Raw genomic sequence first — 25,004 nt, 5'->3', positions numbered from 1 at the left:
CGCCGCCGGCACCGTGCCCGGACGGACCGGCCCGGGGTGAGCAGGGCAGAATGGGCCGGGTCCAGCAATCTGATGAGGAGTACCCGTGGCGATCCGCGTCCTACTGGTCGACGACCAGCCGCTGCTGCGCACCGGCTTCCGCATGATCCTGGAGGCCGAGCAGGACATCGCGGTGGTCGGCGAGGCCGGTGACGGTCTGCAGGCCCTCGATCAGGTGCGGGCGCTCCAGCCCGATGTGGTCCTCATGGACATCCGGATGCCGCGGATGGACGGGGTGGAGGCCACCCGGCAGATCAGCGGGCCCGGCAAGGACGGGCCGGCGAAGGTGCTCGTCCTGACCACGTTCGATCTCGACGAGTACGTGGTGGAGGCGCTCAAGGCGGGGGCCAGCGGCTTCCTCCTGAAGGACGCGCCCGCCACGGAGCTGGTGCAGGCGATCCGGGTGGTCGCGGCCGGCGAGGCGATGCTGGCGCCGTCGATCACGCGGCGGCTGCTCGACAAGTACGCCGATCACCTGCCGTCGGGCGAGGACCCGGTGCCGGACACGCTGCACACGCTGACCGACCGTGAGGTCGAGGTGCTGAAGCTGGTGGCGCGGGGGCTTTCCAACGCGGAGATCGCGGCGGACCTGTTCGTGAGCGAGACGACCGTCAAGACGCATGTGGGGCATGTGCTGACGAAGTTGGGGCTGCGGGATCGGGTGCAGGCGGCGGTCTATGCGTATGAGAGTGGGCTGGTGCGGCCGGGTGCTCAGTAGGGCTGGGTGGCTCCCTTGACCACCGGGGCTCCGCCCCCGGGCCCCGCTCCTCAAGCGCCGGAGGGGCTGATGGGGGCATGGAGGGCATCGGGGGCCATGGTGCGTGCCGGTCGTTCTGGGCTGCTCGCGCAGTTCCCCGCGCCCCCGACAAGACCCCGCCCTCGGCTGACCGTCGCGCATGGTTGCTCGCGCCGTTCCCCGCGCCCCTGACCAAGCCCATGCCCAGGAGGGCGAACGAGGGCCTCCCCCGGCGGCCCCGACAAGACCCCGCCCTCGCCTCACCGTCGCGCATGGTTGCTCGCGCCGTTCCCCGCGCCCCTGACCAAGCCCATGCCCAGGAGGGCGAACGAGGGCCTCCCCCGGCGGCCCCGACAAGACCCCGCCCTCGCCTCACCGTCGCGCATGGTTGCTCGCGCCGTTCCCCGCGCCCCTGACCAAGCCCATGCCCGGGAGGACGAACGAGGGAGGGCCTCCCCGACCCCGCCCTCGGCTGACCGTCGTGCGTGGTTGCTCGCGTCGTTCTTCGCGGCCCTGATGGGGCAGGTCAGCCCTTTTTGATTTCCCAGAAGCGGAAGACCGTCGACGGGTCCAGGGTCCATTCCAGGCCGGTGATTCCCGTGCGGGCCACCGCGTACTGCTTGCCCTGCCACAGGGGCAGGACGGGGACGTCGTCCGCCACGATGTCCTGGAGGCGGCCGAAGTCGGTCTCCGTGGCGCCCCGGTCCGCGGTGGCCGCGGTCTCCGGGAGGATCTCGTCGGTGATCTGCTTGTTCGTGTAGTTGTTGGACAGCACGTTGCCCTTGCCGAAGAACGGCAGGGTGAAGTTGTCCGGGTCCGGATAGTCGGGCACCCAGCCCTTGACGTAGACGCCGTACTTCCCGGCCTCGATGTCCTTCTCGTACTGCTTGAACTCGACCGACTTGACCTCCGCGTCGAACAGCCCGCTCGCGTTGAGCTGGGCCGCGATGGTCCTCAACTCCTCGTCGGTGGAGGGTCCGTAGCGGCTGGGCGTCGACCACAGCGTCAGCTTCACCTTGCCGCTGATGCCCGCCGAGTGCAGCGCCGCCTTCGCCCTGTCGGGCTGGGGGCTGCCCCCGTACGTGTCGAAGAACGCGGTGTTGTGGGCGGTGATGCCGCTCGGGACGACCGAGTACAGCGGGCTCGCGGTGGACGAGTAGACGTCGCGCACCAGGGCCTCGCGGTCGACGAGGCAGGCGATCGCCTTGCGCACGCCGAGCTTGCCCGCGACCGGGTCCTTCATGTTGAAGACCAGGTCCTGCACCTCGGCGCTGGTGCCCTCGACGACGTCGATGCCCTTCTTGCCCGAGGTCGACGACGCCTGGAGCGCGGCGGTGTCCTTGGCGGTGAGCCCTCGGTAGGCGACGTCGACGTCGCCGTTGTCGAACGCGGCGGCCAGCGCCTTCTGGTCGCCGTGGAAGAGCTTCAGGGTCAGGCCGGAGTTCTTCGCCGCGACGGTGCCCTTGTAGGAGGAGTTGGCCGAGAAGACGGCCTGCTTCTCACCGAAGGAGTCCAGCTTGTAGACGCCGGAGCCGACCGCCTTGCCGTCGGTGCGGAGCCGGTCGGCCGGGTACTCCTTGTGGTCGACGATCGAGCCGGCACCGGAGGCGATCTTGCTGGGGAAGGTCGCGTCCGGGACCTTGAGGTGGAAGACCACGGTCGCCGCGTCCGGGGTGTCGACCTTGCCGAGCGTGGCGAGCATCGGCGCGGGGCCGTTGTCGTCCTTGATCTTCAGGATGCGCTCGAAGGAGTACTTGACGTCCTCGGAGGTCAGCTTGTCGCCGTTGCTGAAGGTGAGCCCCGGGCGCAGGGTGCAGCGGTAGACGGTGGAGCCGCCCTTGTCGAAGCTGCACGCCTGCGCGGCCTCGGGCTGCGGCGTCGCGCTGCCCTTGGGGAAGCTGAGCAGCGACTGGAACACGTTGTTGAACAGCAGCCACGAACCGGGGTCGTACCCGGAGGCCGGGTCGGTGGCCAGGATGTCGTCGGACATCCCCATGACGATCGACCCGCCGTCACTGGCGGGGGTCCCGCCCTCCTGCGTGCCGCATCCCGAGAGGGCGCCGGCGGCCACTCCCGCCGCGAGGGGGGCCGTCAGCCATCGGTTGCGTATCTTCACGTGCGCGTGCCTCACAGTGCTGCGTGCGGGGGGAGTGGCCGGCCGCGTCGCGTGGGGGGACGCGGCCGGGTCGTGCGTCAGGCCTTGCCCCGGCCCAGCTCCCAGAGCCGGAGGTTGGACGAGGAGTCGATGGCCCATTCGGTGCCGGTGATGTCCGTGCGGGCGGCGACGTACTGCTTGCCCTGCCACAGCGGGAGGACCGGGACGTCGTTGGCGACGATGTCCTGGATCTGCTCGAACGACTTCGACGCCTGGTTGCGGTCGGCCGCCACCCGCGACTCGGGGATGAGCGTGTTGCGGATGTCGTTGCTGACGTACGGCGTGTTGAGGAAGTTGTCCTTGCCGAAGAACGGTGCGATGAAGTTGTCCGGGTCCGGGAAGTCGGGGAACCAGCCGAGGCCGTAGACCGCGTACTCGCCCTTCTTCTGCGCCGGGCGGAACTTCGACCACTCGGTGCCCTGCACGGTGGTGTTGAACAGACCGGTCGCGTTCAGCTGCGCGGAGAGGTTCTTGAACTCGTCCGCGGTGATCGAACCGTAGTGGTCCTTGGTGTAGTTGAGCGTCAGCTTGACCGGCGTCTGTATGTTGGCGGACTTGAGGATCTGCGCCGCCTTGGCCTTGCTGGCCTCGCCGTACTTGTTGAAGAACGAGTTGGTGTGCCCGGCGATCGAGGTGGGGATCAGCGAGTACAGCGGCTCGGCGGACTGCCCGTACACCTTGCTCACCAGGGAGCTGCGGTCGATGGACTGGGCCATCGCCTGGCGCACGGCCTTGTTCTTGACCGCCGGGTCCTCGGTGTTGAAGGCCAGGTAGCGGATCTCAAGACCGGGCATCTCGACCAGGTTGACGTCCTTGTCCGGGCTGACCTGCATCTGCTGGATCTGACCGGGCGACATGGCGCGCGCCATCAGGTCGATGTCGCCCTTGTCGAGCGCCGTGCCCATGGCCTCGGCGGACGGGAAGGAGCGCAGCTCGACCTTGTCGTTGGCGAACTTCACGTCGCCCTTGTAGTTCGGGTTCTTGGTGAAGGTGAACTTCACCGCCTGGTCGCCCTTGACGTCGGCCTTCATCGTGTACGGGCCGGAGCCGACCATGTCGAAGCCGTCGTGGAGCTTCTTCGGCTCGTACTTGTCCTTCGGCACGATGCCGGCCGCGGGCGTCGCCAGCTTGTACGGGAACGTGGCGTCGGGCGTCTTCAGGTGGAAGACGATCTCGGTGCCGCCCTTGGTCTCCATCGTGTCGATGTTGTCGAGCAGACCGGAGGGGCCGTTGTCGTCCTTGATGTCGATGACGCGCTGGATGGAGTACTTCACGTCATCGGCGGTCACCTTGGTGCCGTCGGAGAACTCCAGGCCGTCGCGCAGGGTGCAGCGGTAGCTCTCGTTCTCCTTGTCGGTGAAACCGCACGAGGAGGCCGCGTCGGGGACGGGCAGACCGCCGCCGCGCGGAACGTGGACCAGCGACTGAGTCGTCTGCATCATCACGTTCCAGATGCCCGTCTCGTACGCGTGCGCCGGATCGAAGGGGGCGGGGGCGTCCTTGGTGGCCACGAACTGGTCCGTGGTTCCCACGACGATGGTCTTGCCGCCGTCTCCCCCGCTCGCCGATCCGCCGCAGGCGGCGAGTACGGGGGCGAGCAGGCCCACTACGGCCGGCAGCACCAAAGTCTTGCGGTTCATCCTGGACGATCTCCCTTGTCCGGCACTTTGGGGTGGAGCTGTGTACGGGACACTCGCCGCGTCCGCCCGTTCGGGGCGGGGCGATCGGGCCGGGTTTGTGCGATCGGACCTGCGCTCCCGTCCGCGGGGTGTGCGGCGGGACAGATAAGGGTGCGGCGAAGTTCTCGCGACGAGATTAGTGCGCGCCGCGCGCAAAGCTGGAACTGGCTTTCGCGCGCAGGGAATCGAAGGGTCCGCCCACCTGCCGGGGCCCCGACGAGGAACGCCGGAATGTTTCGTACACGGGTTGACCAAACGGGACACAAGGGCACGCCGGACGGTCCCGTGGGGCCCGGATCGGGCCGCTGTCGACCCCGCAAGGGGTGACGAACGTCACCAGTGGCGCCCTTTGACCGCAGGTGACGCGCGCGAGAAAACGTCACGGACCACACACGCGCGACTGCGGGGCGTTCCCGTCCGCCGGGGCCGGGAGGGCGTCCGGCCGGGCCGGCTAGTTCACATGTGTGACCAGCGTGCGCAGGAACGCCAGGTCGACCTCTTCCAGCGAGCCGACCACGACCCGGTTGGCCGCGGCCTCGATGGGGGCCACGGACGGCACCACGACGACCCGGCAGCCCGCCGCCTCCGCCGCGGCGACACCGGTCGCGGTGTCCTCCACCACGGCGCATCGGGAGGGCTCCGCGCCGAGCCCGCGGGCCGCGATCAGATACGGGTCGGGGTAGGGCTTGGTACGGGCCACCTCGTCGCCCGCGACGGTCAGCGCGAAGTGCTCGGGGCCGAGCGAGTGCACGATCCTGTCGATGATGCGGCGGTGCGAGGCGGAGACCAGGGCGGTGGGGATGCGGTGGGCGGCGAGCTCGGCGAGCAGCCGCGCGGCGCCCGGCATCAGCGGCACTCCCCGGGAGATCCGCGCCTCGAAGTGGTCGTTGAGCAGCACGGTCAGCTCGGGCACGGTGATGTCGGCGCCGGTGGCCTCGATGAGGAACGCGGCGCTGCGCGTCATGGGCCCGCCGACCACCACGTCACGCCACGCCTCGTCGAGGACGTGGCCGAGCGCGGCGAAGGCCTCGCGCTCGGCGTCCCACCAGAACCCCTCCGTGTCGACGAGCGTGCCGTCCATGTCGAGCAGGACGGCCTGAAGGGCGGAGCCCTCGGCCGTCCGGGTCATGGCTGTGGGGACCGTACTGGTCATCGGCACACCTCCTGGGGGACACAAAGGCCGGTCGCTCTCCCCAGCGGGGAAAAGCGACCGGCCTTTTTACTGGGCCGACCAGTGTACGTCCGGTCCGCTGAACGTGCGCTGAATTAACCGGGGCGCCTGGTCATCGGGCGTTGAAGTACTTGGCTTCGGGGTGGTGGATGACGATGGCGTCGGTGGACTGCTCCGGGTGGAGCTGGAACTCCTCGGACAGGTGGACGCCGATCCGCTCCGGTTCGAGCAGCTCGGCGATTTTGGCGCGGTCCTCCAGGTCGGGGCAGGCGCCGTAGCCGAGCGAGAAGCGCGCGCCGCGGTACTTCAGGGCGAACATGTCCTCCACCTCGGACGGGTCCTCGCCGGCGAAGCCGAGTTCGGAGCGGACCCGGGCGTGCCAGTACTCGGCGAGCGCCTCCGCCAACTGCACGGACAGGCCGTGCAGTTCGAGGTAGTCGCGGTAGGCGTTGGCCTCGAAGAGCTTGGCGGTCTCCTCGCCGATCCGGGAGCCGACGGTGACGACCTGGAGGCCGACCACGTCCACCTCGCCGGACTCCTCCGGGCGGAAGAAGTCCGCCAGGCAGAGCCGCCGGCCGCGGCGCTGGCGCGGGAAGGTGAAGCGGGTGCGCTCGCTGCCGTCATCGTTGAGCAGGATCAGGTCGTCGCCCTTGGAGACGCAGGGGAAGTAGCCGTGCACGACGGCCGCCTCCAGGAGGCCCTCGGTGTGCAGCTTGTCGAGCCAGCCGCGCAGGTGCGGGCGGCCCTCGGTCTCCACCAGCTCCTCGTAGGTGGGCCCGCCCTTGCGGGCCTCCTTCAGGCCCCACTGGCCCTTGAACAGGGCGCCCTCGTCGAGCCAGGACGCGTACTCCTTGAGCGGGATGCCCTTGACGACGCGCGTTCCCCAGAACGGCGGCGTCGGCACCGGGTTGTCGGTGGCGACGTCCGAGCGCACCGAGCCCTCCGGCTCCTCGGCCTCGGCGACCGGAGTGTCCCGCTTGGGGACGCGGCGCTGCTTCAGCTCGGGCAGGACGGCGCCGGGCACGCCCCGCTTGACGCCGATCAGGGCGTCCATGAGGCGCAGGCCCTCGAAGGCGTCGCGGGCGTAGCGGACCTCGCCCTCGTAGATCTCGTGCAGGTCCTGCTCGACGTAGGCCCGGGTCAGGGCCGCGCCGCCGAGGATGACCGGGTATTCGGCCGCCAGCTTGCGCTGGTTCAGCTCCTCCAGGTTCTCCTTCATGATCACGGTGGACTTGACCAGGAGGCCCGACATGCCGATGACGTCGGCGCGGTGCTCCTCGGCGGCTTCCAGGATCGCGGAGACCGGCTGCTTGATGCCCAGGTTGACGACGTTGTAGCCGTTGTTGGACAGGATGATGTCGACGAGGTTCTTGCCGATGTCGTGGACGTCGCCGCGCACGGTGGCGAGCACGATCGTGCCCTTGCCGTCCGCGTCGGACTTCTCCATGTGCGGCTCCAGGTGGGCCACCGCCGTCTTCATGACCTCGGCGGACTGGAGCACGAACGGCAGCTGCATCTGGCCGGAGCCGAACAGTTCGCCGACCACCTTCATGCCGGCGAGCAGGGTGTTGTTCACGATGTCCAGGGCGGGGGTGGACTGGAGGGCCTCGTCGAGGTCGGCCTCCAGGCCGTTCTTCTCGCCGTCGACGATGCGGCGCTGGAGCCGCTCGTCCAGGGGCAGCGCGAGGAGTTCCTCGGCCTTGCCCGCCTTCATCGACTTCATGTTGACGCCCTCGAACAGCTCCATGAGCCGCTGGAGGGGGTCGTAGCCCTCGGCGCGCCGGTCGTAGATCAGGTCGAGGGCGACCTTGACCTGCTCCTCCTCCAGGCGCGCGATCGGGAGGATCTTGGAGGCGTGCACGATCGCCGAGTCAAGGCCGGCCTTGACGCACTCGTCGAGGAAGACGGAGTTGAGGACGACACGGGCGGCCGGGTTGAGGCCGAAGGAGATGTTGGACAGGCCGAGCGTGGTCTGGACGTCCGGGTGGCGGCGCTTGAGTTCGCGGATCGCCTCGATGGTGGCGACGCCGTCCTTGCGGGACTCCTCCTGGCCGGTGCAGATGGTGAAGGTGAGGGTGTCGATGAGGATGTCCGCCTCGTGCACCCCCCAGTTGCCGGTCAGGTCCGCGATGAGGCGCTCGGCGATGGCGACCTTGGTCTCGACGGTGCGGGCCTGGCCCTCCTCGTCGATGGTGAGCGCGATCAGCGCCGCCCCGTGCTCGGCGGCCAGCTGGGTGACCTTCACGAAGCGCGACTCGGGCCCGTCGCCGTCCTCGTAGTTGACGGAGTTGATGACCGCGCGGCCGCCCAGCTTCTCCAACCCGGCCCGGAGCACCGGGAGTTCGGTGGAGTCCAGGACGATGGGCAGGGTGGAGGCGGTCGCGAAGCGGCCCGCAAGCTCGGCCATGTCGGCCACGCCGTCCCGGCCGACGTAGTCCACGCACAGGTCGAGCATGTGGGCGCCCTCGCGGATCTGGTCGCGCGCCATCTCCACACAGTCGTCCCAGCGGCCCTCCAGCATGGCCTCGCGGAACTTCTTCGACCCGTTGGCGTTGGTCCGCTCGCCGATCGCCATGTACGCGGTGTCCTGGCGGAACGGCACGGTCTGGTAGAGCGAGGCGGCGCCGGGCTCGGGGCGGGGCGAGCGCTGGCCGGGCGCGGTGCCGCGCACCCGCTCCACGACCTGGCGCAGGTGCTCGGGCGTCGTACCGCAGCAGCCGCCCACCAGGGAGAGCCCGTAGTCGCGTACGAAGTTCTCCTGGGCGTCCGCGAGGCCCTCGGGGCCGAGCGGGAAGTGGGCGCCGTCCTTGGTCAGGACGGGCAGGCCCGCGTTCGGCATGCACAGCAGCGGGATGCGGGAGTGCCGGGTCAGATAGCGCAGGTGCTCGCTCATCTCGGCGGGCCCCGTCGAGCAGTTCAGACCGATCATGTCGACACCGAGCGGTTCGAGCGCGGTCAGCGCGGCGCCGATCTCGGAGCCCAGCAGCATGGTGCCGGTCGTCTCGAAGGCGAGCGAGACCACCAGGGGCAGGTCGGCGCCGGCCGCCGCCATGGCGCGGCGGGCGCCGAGGATCGCGGACTTGGTCTGGAGGAGGTCCTGGGTGGTCTCGACGATCAGGGCGTCGGCGCCGCCCGCGATGAGGCCCTCGGCGTTGGCCTGGAAGCCGTCGCGCAGCGTGGCGTAGTCGATGTGGCCGAGCGTCGGCAGCTTGGTGCCGGGGCCGATGGAGCCGAGGACCCAGCGCTGCTGTCCGCTGGAGGCGGTGAACTCGTCGGCGACCTCGCGGGCGATCCGCGCGCCGGACTCCGACAGTTCGAAGACCCGCTCGGGGATGTCGTACTCGCTCATCGCGGTGTGGTTGGCGCCGAAGGTGTTGGTCTCCACGCAGTCCACACCGACCGCGAAGTACGCCTCGTGCACCGAGCGCACGATGTCGGGCCGGGTGACGTTGAGGACCTCGTTGCATCCTTCGAGGTCCTGGAAGTCCTCCAGGGTGGGATCCTGCGCCTGCAGCATGGTTCCCATCGCGCCGTCGGCCACCACCACCCGGGTGGCGAGTGCCTCACGGAGGGCGTCGATACGGGTCCGGCTGTCAGCGGAAGGGGTCGGCAACGAGGCCATGGATGTTCTCCCTGGAGTGCGACGGCTGTCGGCTTTGCGCCGTCCGGTGGGAGGGCGCACGCCGCCAGCGTAACCGGGCGGCCCCGGGCGGCGCGCGGGTGTATCAGCGGGCGGACGCCCGGCGCGGCCCCGCCGAGCGGTGTCCGGAAGGGTCACGCGGGGCAGTGGTCACGGTGACAGGGGGTCGACAACGGCCGATACTGTTCAGCATTGTCGAACTAGTTGATTTCAGAGCCGGCCGTGTCAGCGGCGACAGACGGCTCGGCAGTGCCCGAAAGGGAGGGAGCGCGATGGCGCGCAACATCCAGTCGCTCGAACGGGCGGCCGCCATGCTGCGGCTGCTCGCGGGGGGCGAGCGTCGGCTCGGCCTGTCCGAGGTGGCGTCCACGCTCGGCCTGGCGAAGGGCACCGCGCACGGCATCCTGCGCACCCTGCAGGCGGAGGGCTTCGTGGAGCAGGACCCGGCGTCCGGCCGCTACCAGCTGGGCGCGGAGCTGCTGCGCCTGGGCAACAGCTACCTCGACGTCCACGAGCTACGGGCCCGCGCCCTGGTGTGGACCGACGACCTGGCGCGCTCCAGCGGCGAGAGCGTGTACGTGGGGGTGCTCCACCAGCAGGGCGTGCTGATCATGCACCACGTCTTCCGGCCCGACGACAGCCGCCAGGTGCTCGAAGTGGGCGCCATGCAGCCGCTGCACTCGACGGCGCTGGGCAAGGTGCTCTCCGCGTACGACCCGGTGGCGCACGGCGAGGCCGTGGACAACCCGCGGGAGGGGTTCACGCCGCACACGGTGACCGGGGCGGAGGCGTTCGAGGGCCTGCTCGACGTGACCCGCGCCCGCGGCTGGGGCGCGGACGTCGAGGAGACCTGGGACGGCGTGGCGTCGGTCGCGGCTCCCATCCACGACCGGCGCAGGATGCCGGTCGGCGCGGTGGGCGTCACGGGCGCCGTGGAGCGGGTCTGCAAGGACGGCGAGGTGCGCCCCGAGCTGGTGGCGGCGGTACGGGACTGCGCCCGCGCGGTCTCGCGGGACCTGGGCGCCGGGCGCTTCTAGCCAGCTCTCCCGGGGGTCCATAGCACCGCATGATCTTGGCCTTGCGGCCGGGGCCATGTTTGGCGGTTCGTACCACCTGGTAACGATCAGGGATTCCCGTCACAGAACTCTTGACGCGCAGTTAACCCGAGGGCAAAACTGCCGTTCAACGGTCGGCATTGTCGAACACCTACCGGCAATACGAGTTAGAGTGTGACAACGCCATGGGCCGGCAGCCCTCAGCCATGAGGGCGCGGAGCACCGGAGAGACCCGGTGTTGCGCCTGTTGGGGATTCCCCCTGGACGAAGGACAAAGGAGTCGCGGGTGTCCAGCCACGACATCTTCATCGGCGAGACCATCGGTACCGCCGTGCTCATCCTGCTGGGCGGTGGCGTGTGCGCCGCCGTCACACTGAAGCGTTCGAAGGCCCGTAACGCCGGCTGGCTCGCGATCACCTTCGGGTGGGGCTTCGCGGTACTGACCGGCGCCTACATCTCGGCCCCGCTCTCGGGCGCCCACCTCAACCCCGCGGTGACCCTCGGTCTCGCGATCGAGGGCGGCACCAAGTGGAGCGACGTCCCCGTGTACCTCGGCGGACAGATCCTCGGCGCCATGATCGGCGCGGTGCTGGTGTGGCTGGCCTACTACGGCCAGTTCCACGCCCATCTGACCGACCCCGAGATCGTCGGTGACGGCAAGGCCGTCGAGGCCCGCGAGAGCGAGGCCGGACCGGTGCTCGGCGTCTTCTCCACCGGCCCCGAGATCCGCAACGTGGTCCAGAATGTGGTCACGGAAGTCATCGCCACCATCGTGCTGGTCCTGGCCATCCTGACCCAGGGCCTGAACGGCGACGGCAAGGGTCTCGGCGTCATCGGTGTCCTGATCACCGCGCTCGTCGTGGTCGGCATCGGCCTCTCGATCGGTGGCCCGACGGGCTACGCCATCAACCCGGTCCGCGACCTCGGCCCGCGCATCGTGCACTCCCTGCTCCCGCTGCCCAACAAGGGCGGCTCGGACTGGAGCTACGCGTGGATCCCGGTCGTCGGACCGCTGATCGGCGGCGCCATCGCCGGCGGTATCTACAACATCGCCTTCGCCTGACGAGACTCGTCGAGAACCCCTTCGGACTTCCAGGAGCACCCATGAGCGAGATCCACTCCACCGGCCCCTTCATCGCCGCCATCGACCAGGGCACCACCTCCAGCCGCTGCATCGTCTTCGACAAGGACGGCCGGATCGTCTCGGTCGAGCAGAAGGAACACGAGCAGATCTTCCCGAAGCCGGGCTGGGTCGAGCACGACGCCAACGAGATCTGGGCCAACGTCCAGGAGGTCGTGGCCGGGGCCGTCGGGAAGGCGGGCATCACCGCCGCCGACGTCAAGGCGATCGGCATCACCAACCAGCGTGAGACCACGCTGATGTGGGACAAGAACACCGGCGAGCCCGTGCACAACGCGCTCGTCTGGCAGGACACCCGCACCGACGCGCTCTGCCGCGAGCTCGGCCGCAACGTCGGCCAGGACCGCTTCCGCCGCCAGACCGGCCTTCCGCTCGCCTCCTACTTCGCGGGCCCGAAGGTGCGCTGGCTGCTCGACAACGTCGAGGGGCTGCGCGAGCGCGCCGAGCGCGGCGACATCCTCTTCGGCACCATGGACTCCTGGGTCATCTGGAACCTGACCGGCGGCACCGAGGGCGGCGTCCACGTCACCGACGTCACCAACGCCTCGCGCACCCTCCTGATGAACCTGCACGACATGGCGTGGGACGACAAGATCCTGCAGTCCATGGACATCCCGGCGGCCGTGCTGCCCGAGATCCGCTCCTCCGCCGAGGTCTACGGGCACGCCAAGGGCGGCGTCCTGGACGGCATCCCCGTCGCGTCCGCGCTCGGCGACCAGCAGGCGGCCCTGTTCGGCCAGACCTGTTTCTCGGAGGGCGAGGCCAAGTCCACCTACGGCACCGGCACCTTCATGCTGATGAACACCGGTGACAAGCCCGTCAACTCCTACAACGGCCTGCTCACCACCGTGGGCTACCAGATCGGCGACCAGAAGCCGGTCTACGCCCTCGAAGGCTCCATCGCCGTCACGGGCTCACTGGTCCAGTGGATGCGCGACCAGATGGGCATGATCAAGACCGCGGCCGAGATCGAGACGCTCGCGTCCTCGGTCGAGGACAACGGCGGCGCCTACTTCGTGCCGGCCTTCTCCGGCCTGTTCGCCCCGTACTGGCGCCCCGACGCCCGCGGTGTGATCGCCGGCCTCACCCGGTACGTCACCAAGGCGCACATCGCGCGCGCCGTCCTTGAGGCCACCGCCTGGCAGACCCGCGAGATCAGCGACGCCATGACGAAGGACTCGGGCGTCGAGCTGACCGCGCTCAAGGTCGACGGCGGCATGACCTCCAACAACTTGCTGATGCAGACCCTCTCGGACTTCCTGGACGCGCCGGTCGTGCGCCCCATGGTCGCCGAGACGACCTGCCTCGGCGCCGCCTACGCCGCCGGCCTCGCCGTCGGCTTCTGGCCGGACACCGACGCGCTGCGCGCCAACTGGCGCCGGGCGGCGGAATGGACCCCTCGCATGGACGCCGACCAGCGTGACAGCGAGTACAAGAACTGGCTCAAGGCCGTCGAGCGGACCATGGGCTGGATCGAGGACGAGGAGTAATCGACATGACCACCCTGCAGAGCGTCCCTGCCGTAGGGACGCACCCGGCCCCCGGCTCCACCGTGTCTTCCTTCAAGGCCGTGAGCCGCGCCGAGACCCGGGAGCAGTTGTCCAAGGCGACGTACGACCTCCTGGTCATCGGCGGCGGCATCCTGGGCATCTCCACCGCCTGGCACGCCGCGCAGTCCGGTCTGCGGGTGGCCCTGGTGGACGCCGGCGACTTCGCCGGCGCCACCTCCTCCGCCTCCTCCAAGCTCCTCCACGGCGGTCTGCGCTACCTGCAGACCGGCGCGGTGAAGCTGGTCGCGGAGAACCACTTCGAGCGGCGTGCGGTGTCCCGTCAGGTGGCCCCGCACCTCGCCAACCCGCTCACCTTCTACCTCCCCGTCTACAAGGGCGGCCCGCACGGCGCCGCCAAGCTGGGTGCCGGTGTCTTCGCCTACTCGGCGCTCTCCGCCTTCGGCGACGGCGTCGGCCACCTGCTCTCCCCCACGAAGGCCGCGGCCGACGTGCCCGAGCTGCGGACGGACAACCTGAAGGCCGTCGCCGTGTACGGCGACGACCAGATGAACGACGCGCGCATGGCCCTGATGACGGTGCGCGCCGCCGTCGAGGCCGGCGCGGTCGTGCTCAACCACGCCGAGGTCACCGGACTGCGCTTCACCAAGGGCCGGGTCACCGGCGCCGACCTCAAGGACCGCATGGACGGCGAGGAGTTCGGCGTCGACGCGCGGCTCGTCCTCAACGCGACCGGCCCCTGGGTCGACCACCTGCGCAAGATGGAGGACCCGGCCTCGGCGCCCTCCATACGTCTGTCGAAGGGCGCGCACCTGGTCCTCAAGCGCACCGCCCCCTGGAAGGCCGCGCTGGCGACCCCCATCGACAAGTACCGCATCACGTTCGCGCTGCCGTGGGAGGACATGCTCCTGCTCGGCACCACCGACGAGGAGTTCGAGGGCGACCCGGCGGACGTCCGCGTCACCGAGGCGGACACCGCGCAGATCCTGGACGAGGCCGCGTTCTCCATCCGCGACCAGCAGCTGTCCCGCGATCTGATCACGTACTCCTTCGCCGGTCTGCGGGTGCTGCCCGGTGGTCCCGGCGACACCTCGAAGGCCAAGCGCGAGACGGTCGTCACCGAGGGCCGCGGCGGCATGCTGTCGGTGGCCGGCGGCAAGTGGACGACCTTCCGCCACATCGGCCGTACGGTGATGAAGAAGCTGGAGCAGCTGCCCGGCCACCCGCTCGGCAACGACTTCGAGCCCATCTCCGAGCTCCCCGGCAAGATGCCGCTGCCCGGCATCGCCAACCCGCGCGCCGTCGCCCACCGTCTGATGGTGGACGGCCAGGCGCCCGGCGCCCAGATGGCGGTCGACACCGCCAAGCACCTGGCCACGCACTACGGCTCGCTCTCCTTCGACATCGCGCGCCTGGCCAACGAGGACGCGTCGCTCGCCGAGCGCATCCACCCGGACGCCCCGGAGATCTGGGCCCAGGTCGCCTACGCCCGGGACCACGAGTGGGCCGAGACCGCCGACGACGTGCTGCGCCGCCGTACGACCCTGACGATCCGGGGTCTGGCCACGGACGAGATCCGCGGCAAGGTCGACGACCTGCTGAAGGCGAAGGACTGACGATCCGTCAGAACTGAGCGCGGCAGGGGCAGGGGCGGTTCCCGTACACCGGGGGCCGCCCCCGCCGCATGACCGGGCCCGCGCAACGCGCACGTCCGGGCGGCACGGAACGCGCACAATGGGGCCGATACATCCCCTTGCACGGAGGTCGCCCATGGCTGTCACCGACGAGGCCATCGAGAAGATCAAGGAAATGATCCTCTCCGGTGCGCTGCGTCCGGGCGACCGGCTTCCCAAGGAGAGCGAACTCGCCGCGGAGCTCGGCCTGTCCCGCAACTCGTTGCGGGAGGCGGTCCGCGCGCTGTCCCTGATCCGCGTCCTCGACGTCCGCCAGGGCGACGGCACGTACGTCACCAGCCTCGACCCCCAGCTCCTCCTGGAGGCGATGAGCTTCGTCGTCGACATCCACCGCGACGACACGGCCCTGGAGTTCCTCGCGGTACGCCGCGTCCTGGAGCCGGCCGCCACGGCGATGGCGGCGGCCCGCATCACCGGGCCCCAACTCGACGCCCTGGCCTCGGGGTTGGAGGGGCTGACAGCGGAGCCCTCGGTGGAGGACCTCGTCGCCGCCGACCTCGCGTTCCACCGCGGGATCGTCGCGGCGTCGGGGAACTCGGTGCTGTGCTCCCTTCTGGACGGCCTGTCGGGTCCCGCCACCCGCGCGCGGATCTGGCAGGGCCTCGCCGAGGAGGACGCGGTGGGCCGCACCCTCGGTGAGCACCGGTCGATCCTGTCCGCTCTGCGGGACGGGGACGCGGAGGCGGCGCGGGCCTGTGCGACGGTGCACATCGCGGGAGTGGAGCGGTGGCTGAGGTCGGCGCGGTAGCCCTCCGCACACGGACCGTACGGGGCCCCGCGGACGGCTCCCGGCACCTCCCGGCAGGGACGATCCCGGCTTTTCGCGGTCATGGAGCCGTGCACGGGGGCTGCGGCGGGGTAGGTCTGAAGCCGTAAGGTTGGGACGTACACAAGGAACTTCTGAGGGAGGCACTGGGTGATCGAGCTGGAGGGTGTTCCCGAGCTGGTCGACCCGGTCATGATCGCCGCGTTCGAGGGCTGGAACGACGCGGGTGACGCCGCCTCCTCCGCGGTCGCGCACCTGGACACGGTGTGGAAGGGGGAGGTGTTCGCCGCGCTGGACGCGGAGGACTACTACGACTTCCAGGTCAACCGGCCCACCGTGTGGCTGGACGGCGGGGTCCGCAAGATCACATGGCCCACCACCCGGCTCTCCGTCGTCCGGGTCGGCGGCGACAAGCCGCGTGACCTGGTGCTGGTGCGCGGCATCGAGCCGTCGATGCGCTGGCGCTCGTTCTGCAACGAGATCCTGGGCTTCGCCCATGAACTGGGCGTCGAGATGGTGGTGGTCCTGGGCGCGCTGCTCGGTGACACCCCGCACACGCGTCCGGTGCCGGTCAGCGGGGTGACCAGCGACCCGGACCTGGCGCGGACCATGGATCTGGAGGAGACCCGCTACGAGGGGCCGACGGGCATCGTCGGCATCCTCCAGGAGGCGTGCACGCACGCCGGCGTCCCCGCGGTCAGCCTGTGGGCGGCGGTGCCGCACTACGTGTCGCAGCCCCCCAACCCCAAGGCCACGCTCGCGCTGCTCAACCGCCTGGAGGACCTGATCGACCTCAGGATCCCGCTCGGCGAGCTGGCCGAGGACGCCCGCGCCTGGCAGCTCGGCGTCGACCAACTGGCCGCCGAGGACAGCGAGGTGGCCGAGTACGTACAGACCCTGGAGGAGGCGCGGGACACCGCGGACCTCCCCGAGGCGTCCGGCGAGGCCATCGCCCGGGAGTTCGAGCGGTACCTCAGGCGGCGCGACGGCGGCCCCGGCCCCGGCGGGCAGGGCGCGGCGGGCAGCCACGCCACCGAGGGTGACGGCTCCTATCTGAGGGACACCTCCAGTGGGCGCACCCGGCCGCCCAAGCCGCCGAAGACGGACGACCCCGGCGAGGAGTCCCCCGAGGAGTAGCCCCGGGGCGATGCGCCTCCCGCCGGGGCCCCGGTTCGCGTTGCGTGGCCTGCCCGTGCGCGGGAAGGTCGAAGGACCAGTGCCTTCAGGAGGTGTCGTACGACATGGCCATCGCCACGGTGAATCCGGCTACCGGTGAGACGCTCAAGAGCTTCGGGGCGATGGGGCCCGAGGAGGTCGAGCGGCGGCTCGCGACGGCCGAGACCGCCTTCGCCTCCTACCGCACGACCTCCTTCGCGGAACGGGCCCGGCTCGTGCTGCGGGCGGCCGGCCTCCTGGACGGCGACCGGGACGACATCGCGCGCACCATGACCCTGGAGATGGGCAAGCCGGTCGGGGCGGCCCGCGCCGAGGCCGCGAAGTGCGCGAAGGCGCTGCGCTGGTACGCGGAGCACGCCGAGGCCCTGCTGGCCGACGAGGAGCCGTCCGAGGACGACGTCCGCGACTCCGGCGCCGAGCGGGCCCGGGTCCACTACCGGCCGCTCGGCGCGGTCCTCGCCGTGATGCCGTGGAACTTCCCGCTGTGGCAGGTCGTCCGGTTCGCGGCGCCCGCCCTGATGGCGGGCAACGTGGCCCTGCTCAAGCACGCGTCGAACGTGCCCCAGACAGCGCTGTACCTGGAGGACCTGTTCCGCAGGGCGGGTTTCCCCGACGGCTGCTTCCAGACGCTCCTGATCGGCTCGGACGGGGTCGAGAAGGTGCTGCGCGACCGGCGGGTGGCGGCGGCCACCCTGACCGGGAGCGAGCCCGCGGGCCGCTCGGTCGCGGCGATCTGCGGCGACGAGATCAAGAAGACGGTGCTCGAACTCGGCGGCAGCGACCCCTATGTCGTGCTCGCCTCCGCCGACGTCGAGCGCGCCGCGCGGACCGCGGTGACCGCCAGGACGCAGAACAACGGGCAGTCCTGCATCGCCGCGAAGCGCTTCATCGTCCACGACGAGGTGTACGACTCCTTCGTGGAGCAATTCACCGCCGGGATGCGGGAGTTGATGGTGGGCGACCCGCTCGACGAGAGCACCGACATCGGCCCGCTCGCCAGCGAGCAGGGCCGCAGCGACCTGGAGGAGCTGGTCGAGGACGCCGTGCGCAAGGGAGCGACCGCGCTGTGCGGCGGGGGCCGCCCCAAGGGCCTCGACGCGGGCTGGTTCTACGAACCCACCGTCCTGGCCGGGGTCACCTCCGACATGCGGATCCACCACGAGGAGACGTTCGGCCCGGTCGCCACGCTCTACCGGGTGCGGGACCTCGACGAGGCCCTGGCGTTCGCCAACGACACGCCGTTCGGGCTCAGTTCCAACGTCTGGACCCGCGACGACACCGAGGTGGAGCGCTGCGTACGCGACCTCCGGGCGGGCGGCGTGTTCTTCAACGGCATGACGGCGTCGCACCCGGCCCTGCCGTTCGGCGGCGTGAAGCGGTCGGGGTACGGCCGCGAGCTGTCCGGCCACGGCATCCGCGAGTTCTGCAACGCGACGACGGTGTGGCACGGCGCGGAGCCGACGGATTCCTGAGGCCCGGCGTTCGCACGAGGGGCGCCGGGCGGAGAGGATTCCGCCCGGCGCCCCGTGCCGTGCCGGGTCCGCCGCGCCTGGGCACGGCAGACACGCCTAGGCGCAGCTGAACTTCGCGGCGGCCCAGTCCCCGTGGTCACCGGACTTGGAGTTGTTGGTGTCGGTGATCTTCAGATGGACGTGGCGCGCCCCGCCGAGGGGCACGTTCACCGGCACCGTCGCCGATGCGCCGGTCACCTTCGGCGAGGTCCACAGCACCTTGCCGTCGGCCTCGACGGAGAAGGCCACTTCGCCGTAGCCGTTGATCTCGTCGTCGATGCCGGCGTCGGCGGTGAAGGCGGTGCACTTCCCGCCGGTGTAGACCTCGATGTCGGAGTCGGCGTGGCCGCCGATGCCCTTGGCGTACGTCGTCCCCGCCAGCGCGAGGGTGTGACCGTCCGCCGCGCCGGACTCGCCGTTGGAGCGGTCGCGCTCCGGCGGGCCGTATCCGTTGGCCGACGTCAGCCAGACCATGTCACTGGCCCAGGTGTCACCGGAGGGCGGCGCCGGCATCACGGAGACCCCGATCCGCTGCTGCGAACTCCCGTTGCTGGAAACGGAGTCGGCGGTGAGAGTGACATCGCCCGGCTTGGCGTCCCCGGCGGGGGTGACCCCCACCTCGACGCGCCGGGTGGTGCCGGCCGGCACGCGGTCGAGCATCGGGGCCGGGGTCACGGTCCACCCGGCCGGTGCGGCGAGGGAGACCCGGACGTTCCGGGCGTCCCTGCCTCCGGCGGTGACGTCCACGGCCACCGTGCCGGCCGCTCCGGCGCCGAGTTCCTGCCCCGCGGGCGCGGCGAGCGTCACCGCGGCACCCGGGGTCCTGCCGCCCACGGCGCTGGTCCCCTTGAGCTGCACCTCGAACGCCTTGTCCGTGCGCAGGGTCGCGGTCTTCACCAGGACCACGCCGCCCCGGTCGCCGGCGTCGTAGAACCAGCCGGTGGCCGCCTTGTCGTACGCGGCCTTCGAGCCGAGCCGCGCGAGCTGGTGGCCCTGGACCTGCACCTGGGAGGGCGCGCTGCCGGTGTGCACGGTGAACTGGTAGGGCCGGGTGGTCTGCTTGCCCGTGAACCGGCCCTTGCTGGCGCCGACTTGGACGGTCACATCGCCGGAGCCCTGCCGCGGGGCGACGACGTCGGCGCGCTGGGTGGCATAGGCGCCGGTGCGGTTGGCGCGGGTCACGCCGTCGTCCTCGTACAGCTGGAAGGACGAGCGGCCCTGGGGGTAGATGTCCCAGGCGAGCGGCGAGGTGGCGGTGCGGTCCTGGTAGGAGCGGATGCCGGGCCACATCGGGACGGCGGCGCCGGCCTTCACGAACAGGGGCAGCGTGTCGAGCGGCGCGCTGTAGTTGTCGACGGTGGCCGGGCCCTGGTAGGTGCGCCCGCTCCAGTAGTCGATCCAGGTGCCCTTCGGCAGGTAGATGCCGTTGCGTACGGCCGTGTCCTGGTAGACCGGCGCGAGAAGGAAGTCCTCGCCGGAGAGGAACTCGTACTTCGCGGCGTCGGTCGCCGCCTTCGGGTCGTCGGGGTATTCGAGCGCCAGCGGCCTGACCGCGCCCACGCCGGTCTTGGTGGCCTCGTGGGCGTAGGAGTACATGTAGGGCAGCAGCGACTCCTTGAGCTTGAGGTAGTCGCGGTTGATGGAGGTGTAGGGCTCCCCGTACTGGTAGGGCTGCTTGTCGCTCGCGGCCCAGCCGTCCATGGTCATCACGGCGGGCAGGAACGACTTCCACTCCAGGTCGCGGGTGTACGTCTTGGGGCTGCCGCCGAAGATGCCGTCGATGTCGCCGCTGGTGTAGGCGAGCCCGGACATGCTGGCGCCCGCGTAGGTCGGGATCTGCCAGCGGATGTAGTCCCAGCTGCCCGACTGGTCGCCGGACCACTGCACGCCGCAGCGCTGGGCGCCCGACCAGCTCTCGGGGGCCCAGGTGAAGCCGCGCGCGTCGCTGTTGGCCTCGATGCCCGCGTAGGCGTCCTTGCAGCCGTCGAGCGCGTGCTTGTACCCGTCGCCGACCCAGGCCACGTCGAGCTTGGCGACGCGCTGGCCGGCCTTGACCTGGTCGGCGAGCTTGTCGAGGCCGTCCTCGGTCCACAGGCCCATGTGCATCGAGTCCTTCTGGAGGCCGGCACTGGTCTCGGGAAGGTTCTCGTAGCCGCAGCCGTAGCCGTCGTTGACCAGCATCCAGCCGTTGGGCATGTCGTTGGTCTTGTACGCGTCGGCGATCTTGAGCGCGTCGAGGGTGTGGCGCTCACCGCGGTTGGCGTTGTGCAGGTAGCAGTCGGAGTCGCCGGGTTCGAGCCCGTACACCGGCGGCAGGAACGGCTTGCCGGTGAGCTGGGTGTAGTCGCCGATGACCTGCTTGGCATCGCCCGCGAAGTAGTAGGCGTCGAAGCGCTGTTCCTTGGCGCTGGCGGTGACGGGCTGTCCGAAGTCGTACGTGTTGGGGGCGTACGTGTTGCGGAAGACGCCGTAGCCGGCCGTCGAGAGGTAGAACGGCACGGAGTTGGGGTGTCCGCCGTCGTTCCAGTTGTCGTCGACGCCGACCTCGATCCGCTGGTCGCGGTGCGAGGTGTTGCCGCGGCCGTTCTGCATGCCGCCGCCGTAGAACTGCTCGGTGGCGCCGCGGGACAGGGTCTGGGTGGTGGTGTCCTTGGTCCAGCTGAGCGGCTTGGTCTCGGCCCACAGCTGGGTGCCGTCGGCCTTGTAGAGGGCGAAGCGGAGCGGGGACTTGAAGGCGCGCAGGGTGACCTTGTCGGTGCTCAGCTCGTAGCGGTCCCCCCTGTCCTTCCAGCGGGCGGCCGGCGGCTTGCCCTGCGGCAGGACGATGTCGGAGCCGGTCGGGTCGGTGAAGGTGCCGTCCGGGGCGAGCTGGATGCGGAAGGTGTCGGCGGCGACGAAGCTCACGCGGGCCTCGGCCGGGCCCGCGTGCAGCGTGAAGACGGCGCCGGGGGCGGCCTCGAATCCGGTCACGTCGCCGACGGTGGTGTCGGCCGGGGCGTCGGCGGAGGGATCGGCCTGTGCGCTGCCGGGCCCGGCGAACACCGCGAGCAGACCGAGCACGGCCGCACCCGTGAGCGCCACTCTCGTGCGTATTGGTGATTGCATAGAGCGTGTTTAGCGCACAAACGAGCATTGGACCATGGGGTGGGAGCAGGAAACCTGGCGCGGGTTTCCGGAACGAACGAAAACCGCCCCCGGACTCACGAGGAGTCCAAGGGCGGCTCGGGGCTTGCGTGTTGACGCGGTCCGGGGGTTAGAGGGCGACGCCGAGGAGGGCGTCGACGGTACGGGACACGAGGCCGGGGGCGGTCTCGTCCGTGCCGCCGTCCGCGTCCTGACGTGCGGCCCAGCGGTCGACCGCGGCGAGCGCGGCGGGGGCGTCGAGGTCGTTGGCGAGGGCCTCGCGCACCTCGTCCAGCAGGGCCTCGGCGGACGACCCGTCGGGCCGCGACACGGCGGCGCGCCAGCGGGCGAGGCGCTCCACGGCGTCCTGGAGGACCTGGTCGGTCCACTCCCAGTCGGCCCGGTAGTGGTGGGCGAGGAGCGCGAGCCGGATGGCGGCCGGGTCGGTGCCGTCGCGGCGCAGCTTCGAGACGAAGACCAGGTTGCCCTTGGACTTCGACATCTTCTCGCCGTCCAGGGCGACCATGCCGGCGTGGACGTACGCCTTGGCGAAGGGGTACTCGCCGGTCAGCGCCTGGGCGTGCGACGCGCCCATCTCGTGGTGCGGGAAGACCAGGTCGGAGCCGCCGCCCTGGACGTCGAAGCCCATGCCGAGGTGGTCGAGGGCGATGGCGACGCACTCGATGTGCCAGCCGGGGCGGCCGCGGCCGAGCGAGGCCCCGTCCCAGCTCGGCTCGCCCTCGCGGGCGGCCATCCACAGCATCGGGTCGAGCGGGTTCTTCTTGCCGGGCCGCTCGGGGTCGCCGCCGCGCTCGGCGGAGAGCGCGCGCATGAACTCGGCGTCGTAGTGCGAGACGTTGCCGAAGTGCGGGTCGCTCTCGACCGAGAAGTAGACGTCGCCCTCCAGCTCGTACGCCGCGCCCGCGTCCCGGAGCCGCTCCACGAGCGGGACGATGCCGGGTATGGCCTCGACGGCGCCGATGTAGTGCTTCGGGGGGAGCAGGCGCAGGGCGGTCATGTCCTCGCGGAACAGCGCGGTCTCGCCTTCGGCGAGCTCCGTCCAGTCCTTGCCGTCGCGGATGGCTCGCTCAAGGAGGGGGTCGTCCACGTCCGTCACGTTCTGGACATAGTGAACCTGCCGCTTGGTGTCGAGCCACACGCGCTGAACGAGGTCGAACGCGTTGTAGGTCGCCGCGTGACCCATGTGGGTCGCGTCGTACGGCGTGATGCCGCAGACGTAGATACGGGCGACGGGACCGGGGTCGAGGGAGACGAGTCCGCCGGTCGCGGTGTCGTGGATCTGGAGGTCGCGGCCCTTGCCGGGCAGGGCGGGGACCTCAGAAGCGGGCCAGGCATGCATGCCTTGAGCGTAACCGGACGCACGTTCCGGATACGAACCGGATCCCGCTCTTGGCCGAATGCACCCCCTTGCCACCGCCTGGGGGCGCGCCTACACCGGGGGCCAGGGGATGGCGGGCCACTCGCCCGATGGGGTGGGGTGGACGCCCGAGGCGAGGAGGGCGGTCACCCGCGAACGGGTCGCCTCCAGCTCCGCCTCCGTGATCAGCGAAGCAAGCCGCACCGCCAGCGGCTGAAGGGGTCGAAGGGCCTCGGCCAGGCCCTTCAGGGCGCCCACCGCCTCCGGGGTGAGCCCCTCCCCCGCCCACCCCCACAGCAGCGTCCGCAACTTGTCGTCCACGTTGAACGTGACCCCGTGGTCGATCCCGTACAGCCGCCCGTCGGGCGCGGGCAGCAGATGCCCGCCCTTGCGGTCCCCGTTGTTGATCACCGCGTCGAGCACCGCGAGCCGCCGCAGCCGGGCATCGTCCGCGTGGACGAGCAGCGCGGTGCGCCCCTCGCCGACCTCCGCGAGCGCGACCGGCTTCCAGCCGTCGCCCGGCTCCTCGTCCTCGACGAGCGCGAGCAGCCCGGGGTCGCCCTCGGCCGGCTCGGCGGGCTCGACCCACAGCTGGACCATGCCCTCGCCGTAGGGGCCGTCGCGCAGCACGGTGGGCGGCACGAGGTCCCAGCCGGTCGCCTGCGACACCTCGTACGCCGCGACCTCGCGCTGGGCGAGCGTGCCGTCGGGGAAGTCCCACAGGGGCCGCTCCCCCGCGACGGGCTTGTAGACGCACTCCGCGCTCTCGTCCCCGTACGCGACGGAGCAGTAGAGCACCGCGTTGGACGCCTCGCGGATCTGGCCCAGGACGGTGAGCTCGCCCCGGGTGAGGAGCTCGACGGAGGTCATGCTCCGCGACGGTATCCGTTCTGGCGCGGGCATACGTGTCCTTCCGGGTCGAGCGGCAGGCTGCACAGCGGGCACGGCGGCCGGCCCGCGTTCACGACGTCGAGGGCGCGCTTGGCGAAGGCCCTGGCCTGGGCCCCGGTCAGGCGCACCCGCAGCATCGGCGGGCCGTTCTCCTCGTCCTGGAGCATCCGCTCCTCGGCCTCGGCCAGGTCGTCCTCGGTGTCGGCGTCGAGTTCGACCAGGGCCTGTGCCTCGATGATCATGCGCTGTTCGTCGCCGTCCCAGGCCAGTGCCATGGTGCCGACCCGGAACTCCTCCTCGACGGGCGAGTCGAGAGGGGCGCTGTCGGTGACGTCGGGCGGGGCGACGGCGGGAACAGGAGCGTTTCCTCCGGTTCTGCGCACGACTTCGTCGAGCAGCTCGTCGATCCGTTCGGCGAGCGCGGCGACCTGGGTCTTCTCCAGGGCGACGCTGGTGGTGCGACTGCCCGCGGACGCCTGGAGGAAGAACGTACGGCGCCCGGGGAGCCCGACCGTGCCGGCCACGAAACGGTCCGGCGGGTCGTAGAAGAACACCTGACGGGACACGTTCTGGTCTCCCTAGTTCGGAGTTGGAGCAGCGGTTTTCGGCGCGTCCACCCTACTGCTCTCAGCGATCACGGTGCTCCCGCACCGCCACCGACCTCGGCCTGTTCCTGCGCGGGGGTCTCGCGCGGCATCAGCGAGGCGAGGTCCCCGGTGTCTCCGAGGCGTACGAGATAGGGCCGCAGACGGGTGTAGCGGATCACGGTGAGGGAACACGGTTCCACCGAGATCCGCTGAAAGAGGTCCAGATGCATGCCGAGGGCGTCCGCCACGACGGACTTGATGATGTCGCCGTGCGAACACATCGCGTACACGGCGTCGGGACCGTGCTCCGCCTCGATCCGGGCGTTCCAGTCCCGTACGGCGCCGACCGCGCGGGCCTGCATCTCGCGCATCGACTCGCCGCCGGGGAACGCCGCGTTGGACGGGTGCTGCTGCACGACCTCCATCAGCGGGTCGGTGGACAGCTCGGCGAGCTTGCCGCCCGACCAGTCGCCGTAGTGACACTCGCCGATCAGGTCCTCGGGGTGCAGCGGCAGGCCGGGGCGGGCGTCGACGAGCGGCTGCACGGTCTCGCGGCAGCGCTGCAGCGGGCTGGTGACGACGGCGGCGAGCGGCACTCCGGCGAGCCGGGCGGGCAGGGCGGCGGCCTGGGCGTTGCCCCGCTCGTCGAGGGCGACACCCGGCGTCCAGCCGGCCAGCACCCCCGCCGTGTTGGCGGTGGAACGTCCGTGGCGTACGAGGATCAGCGTGGCCATGGGCGCCAGCCTAAGCGGCC

17 protein-coding genes are annotated in these 25,004 nt (G+C 70.7%); 8 read left to right on the top strand and 9 right to left on the bottom strand.

Annotated features, from left to right (window positions below; genetic code table 11):
- The first annotated feature begins 85 nt into the window (after window positions 1-85).
- Window positions 86-757 (top strand): response regulator transcription factor, encoded by a 672-nt coding sequence (locus OOJ98_RS09050; RefSeq protein ID WP_267054106.1) that lies wholly within the window; start codon window positions 86-88, stop codon window positions 755-757.
- Window positions 758-1,301: 544 nt separating this feature from the next.
- On the opposite strand, the gene OOJ98_RS09045 is transcribed toward OOJ98_RS09050, so the two are convergent.
- From OOJ98_RS09045 to metH, 4 genes are all read right to left on the bottom strand, one after another.
- Window positions 1,302-2,891, bottom strand: a complete 1,590-nt coding sequence (locus OOJ98_RS09045) for an ABC transporter substrate-binding protein (protein WP_267054105.1) — start codon at window positions 2,889-2,891, stop codon at window positions 1,302-1,304.
- A gap of 77 nt (window positions 2,892-2,968) precedes the next feature.
- Window positions 2,969-4,570 carry an ABC transporter substrate-binding protein gene (locus tag OOJ98_RS09040; RefSeq protein WP_267054104.1) on the bottom strand — a complete coding sequence of 534 codons (1,602 nt, stop codon included), beginning with the start codon at window positions 4,568-4,570 and terminating at the stop codon, window positions 2,969-2,971.
- Between the two features lie 490 nt (window positions 4,571-5,060).
- Window positions 5,061-5,762, bottom strand: a complete 702-nt coding sequence (locus tag OOJ98_RS09035; RefSeq protein ID WP_267054103.1) for an HAD family phosphatase — start codon at window positions 5,760-5,762, stop codon at window positions 5,061-5,063.
- 130 nt (window positions 5,763-5,892) lie between these two features.
- The gene (metH, locus tag OOJ98_RS09030; protein ID WP_267054102.1) at window positions 5,893-9,402 is read right to left on the bottom strand and encodes a methionine synthase; all 3,510 of its coding nucleotides are present in this window, start codon (window positions 9,400-9,402) and stop codon (window positions 5,893-5,895) included.
- A gap of 290 nt (window positions 9,403-9,692) precedes the next feature.
- On the opposite strand from metH, the gene OOJ98_RS09025 reads away from it, so the two are divergent.
- The 7 genes from OOJ98_RS09025 (at window position 9,693) to OOJ98_RS08995 (ending at window position 18,232) form a co-directional block, all read left to right on the top strand.
- Window positions 9,693-10,457: an IclR family transcriptional regulator gene (locus tag OOJ98_RS09025; protein ID WP_267054101.1), complete on the top strand. Its 765-nt coding sequence runs from the start codon at window positions 9,693-9,695 to the stop codon at window positions 10,455-10,457.
- 304 nt (window positions 10,458-10,761) lie between these two features.
- On the top strand, window positions 10,762-11,538 hold the full coding sequence (locus OOJ98_RS09020; protein ID WP_267054100.1) for an MIP/aquaporin family protein: 777 nt from the start codon (window positions 10,762-10,764) through the stop codon (window positions 11,536-11,538).
- A 41-nt stretch (window positions 11,539-11,579) separates the two neighbouring features.
- On the top strand, window positions 11,580-13,106 hold the full coding sequence (gene glpK, locus OOJ98_RS09015; protein ID WP_267054099.1) for a glycerol kinase GlpK: 1,527 nt from the start codon (window positions 11,580-11,582) through the stop codon (window positions 13,104-13,106).
- 5 nt (window positions 13,107-13,111) lie between these two features.
- Window positions 13,112-14,740, top strand: a complete 1,629-nt coding sequence (locus tag OOJ98_RS09010) for a glycerol-3-phosphate dehydrogenase/oxidase (protein ID WP_267054098.1) — start codon at window positions 13,112-13,114, stop codon at window positions 14,738-14,740.
- Between the two features lie 154 nt (window positions 14,741-14,894).
- The gene (locus OOJ98_RS09005) at window positions 14,895-15,566 is read left to right on the top strand and encodes a FadR/GntR family transcriptional regulator (RefSeq protein ID WP_267054097.1); all 672 of its coding nucleotides are present in this window, start codon (window positions 14,895-14,897) and stop codon (window positions 15,564-15,566) included.
- A gap of 168 nt (window positions 15,567-15,734) precedes the next feature.
- Window positions 15,735-16,721 (top strand): PAC2 family protein, encoded by a 987-nt coding sequence (locus OOJ98_RS09000; RefSeq protein WP_267054096.1) that lies wholly within the window; start codon window positions 15,735-15,737, stop codon window positions 16,719-16,721.
- Between the two features lie 104 nt (window positions 16,722-16,825).
- Window positions 16,826-18,232, top strand: a complete 1,407-nt coding sequence (locus tag OOJ98_RS08995) for an NADP-dependent succinic semialdehyde dehydrogenase (RefSeq protein WP_267054095.1) — start codon at window positions 16,826-16,828, stop codon at window positions 18,230-18,232.
- Between the two features lie 96 nt (window positions 18,233-18,328).
- Here the strand turns inward: OOJ98_RS08995 and OOJ98_RS08990 are convergent, their stop codons facing one another.
- The 5 genes from OOJ98_RS08990 to OOJ98_RS08970 form a co-directional block, all read right to left on the bottom strand.
- Window positions 18,329-21,376 (bottom strand): NPCBM/NEW2 domain-containing protein, encoded by a 3,048-nt coding sequence (locus OOJ98_RS08990; RefSeq protein WP_267054094.1) that lies wholly within the window; start codon window positions 21,374-21,376, stop codon window positions 18,329-18,331.
- A 148-nt stretch (window positions 21,377-21,524) separates the two neighbouring features.
- Window positions 21,525-22,754 (bottom strand): cysteine--1-D-myo-inosityl 2-amino-2-deoxy-alpha-D-glucopyranoside ligase, encoded by a 1,230-nt coding sequence (mshC, locus tag OOJ98_RS08985; RefSeq protein WP_267054093.1) that lies wholly within the window; start codon window positions 22,752-22,754, stop codon window positions 21,525-21,527.
- A gap of 90 nt (window positions 22,755-22,844) precedes the next feature.
- The gene (locus OOJ98_RS08980; RefSeq protein WP_267054092.1) at window positions 22,845-23,675 is read right to left on the bottom strand and encodes an SCO1664 family protein; all 831 of its coding nucleotides are present in this window, start codon (window positions 23,673-23,675) and stop codon (window positions 22,845-22,847) included.
- The gene (locus OOJ98_RS08975) at window positions 23,639-24,229 is read right to left on the bottom strand and encodes a DUF3090 domain-containing protein (protein ID WP_053723476.1); all 591 of its coding nucleotides are present in this window, start codon (window positions 24,227-24,229) and stop codon (window positions 23,639-23,641) included. Before OOJ98_RS08975 ends, OOJ98_RS08980 begins: the two co-directional genes overlap by 37 nt.
- A gap of 68 nt (window positions 24,230-24,297) precedes the next feature.
- Complete coding sequence (locus OOJ98_RS08970; RefSeq protein WP_267054091.1) at window positions 24,298-24,984, bottom strand: histidine phosphatase family protein; 687 nt, start codon at window positions 24,982-24,984, stop codon at window positions 24,298-24,300.
- Window positions 24,985-25,004 lie beyond the last annotated feature (20 nt).

The sequence above is a fragment of the Streptomyces sp. NBC_00083 genome (assembly GCF_026343295.1).
Taxonomy (GTDB): domain Bacteria; phylum Actinomycetota; class Actinomycetes; order Streptomycetales; family Streptomycetaceae; genus Streptomyces.
This window is presented reverse-complemented; position numbering and strand designations above follow the sequence as displayed.

What these genes read in the sequence shown, in the direction of transcription:
- OOJ98_RS09040 (WP_267054104.1), bottom strand. Translation starts at nt 4,570, where the DNA reads ATGAACCGCAAGACTTTGGTGCTGCCGGCCGTAGTGGGCCTGCTCGCC.
- OOJ98_RS09035 (WP_267054103.1), bottom strand. Translation starts at nt 5,762, where the DNA reads ATGACCAGTACGGTCCCCACAGCCATGACCCGGACGGCCGAGGGCTCC.
- metH (WP_267054102.1), bottom strand. Translation starts at nt 9,402, where the DNA reads ATGGCCTCGTTGCCGACCCCTTCCGCTGACAGCCGGACCCGTATCGAC.
- OOJ98_RS09025 (WP_267054101.1), top strand. Translation starts at nt 9,693, where the DNA reads ATGGCGCGCAACATCCAGTCGCTCGAACGGGCGGCCGCCATGCTGCGG.
- glpK (WP_267054099.1), top strand. Translation starts at nt 11,580, where the DNA reads ATGAGCGAGATCCACTCCACCGGCCCCTTCATCGCCGCCATCGACCAG.
- OOJ98_RS09010 (WP_267054098.1), top strand. Translation starts at nt 13,112, where the DNA reads ATGACCACCCTGCAGAGCGTCCCTGCCGTAGGGACGCACCCGGCCCCC.
- OOJ98_RS09005 (WP_267054097.1), top strand. Translation starts at nt 14,895, where the DNA reads ATGGCTGTCACCGACGAGGCCATCGAGAAGATCAAGGAAATGATCCTC.
- OOJ98_RS08995 (WP_267054095.1), top strand. Translation starts at nt 16,826, where the DNA reads ATGGCCATCGCCACGGTGAATCCGGCTACCGGTGAGACGCTCAAGAGC.
- OOJ98_RS08990 (WP_267054094.1), bottom strand. Translation starts at nt 21,376, where the DNA reads ATGCAATCACCAATACGCACGAGAGTGGCGCTCACGGGTGCGGCCGTG.
- mshC (WP_267054093.1), bottom strand. Translation starts at nt 22,754, where the DNA reads ATGCATGCCTGGCCCGCTTCTGAGGTCCCCGCCCTGCCCGGCAAGGGC.
- OOJ98_RS08980 (WP_267054092.1), bottom strand. Translation starts at nt 23,675, where the DNA reads ATGCCCGCGCCAGAACGGATACCGTCGCGGAGCATGACCTCCGTCGAG.
- OOJ98_RS08970 (WP_267054091.1), bottom strand. Translation starts at nt 24,984, where the DNA reads ATGGCCACGCTGATCCTCGTACGCCACGGACGTTCCACCGCCAACACG.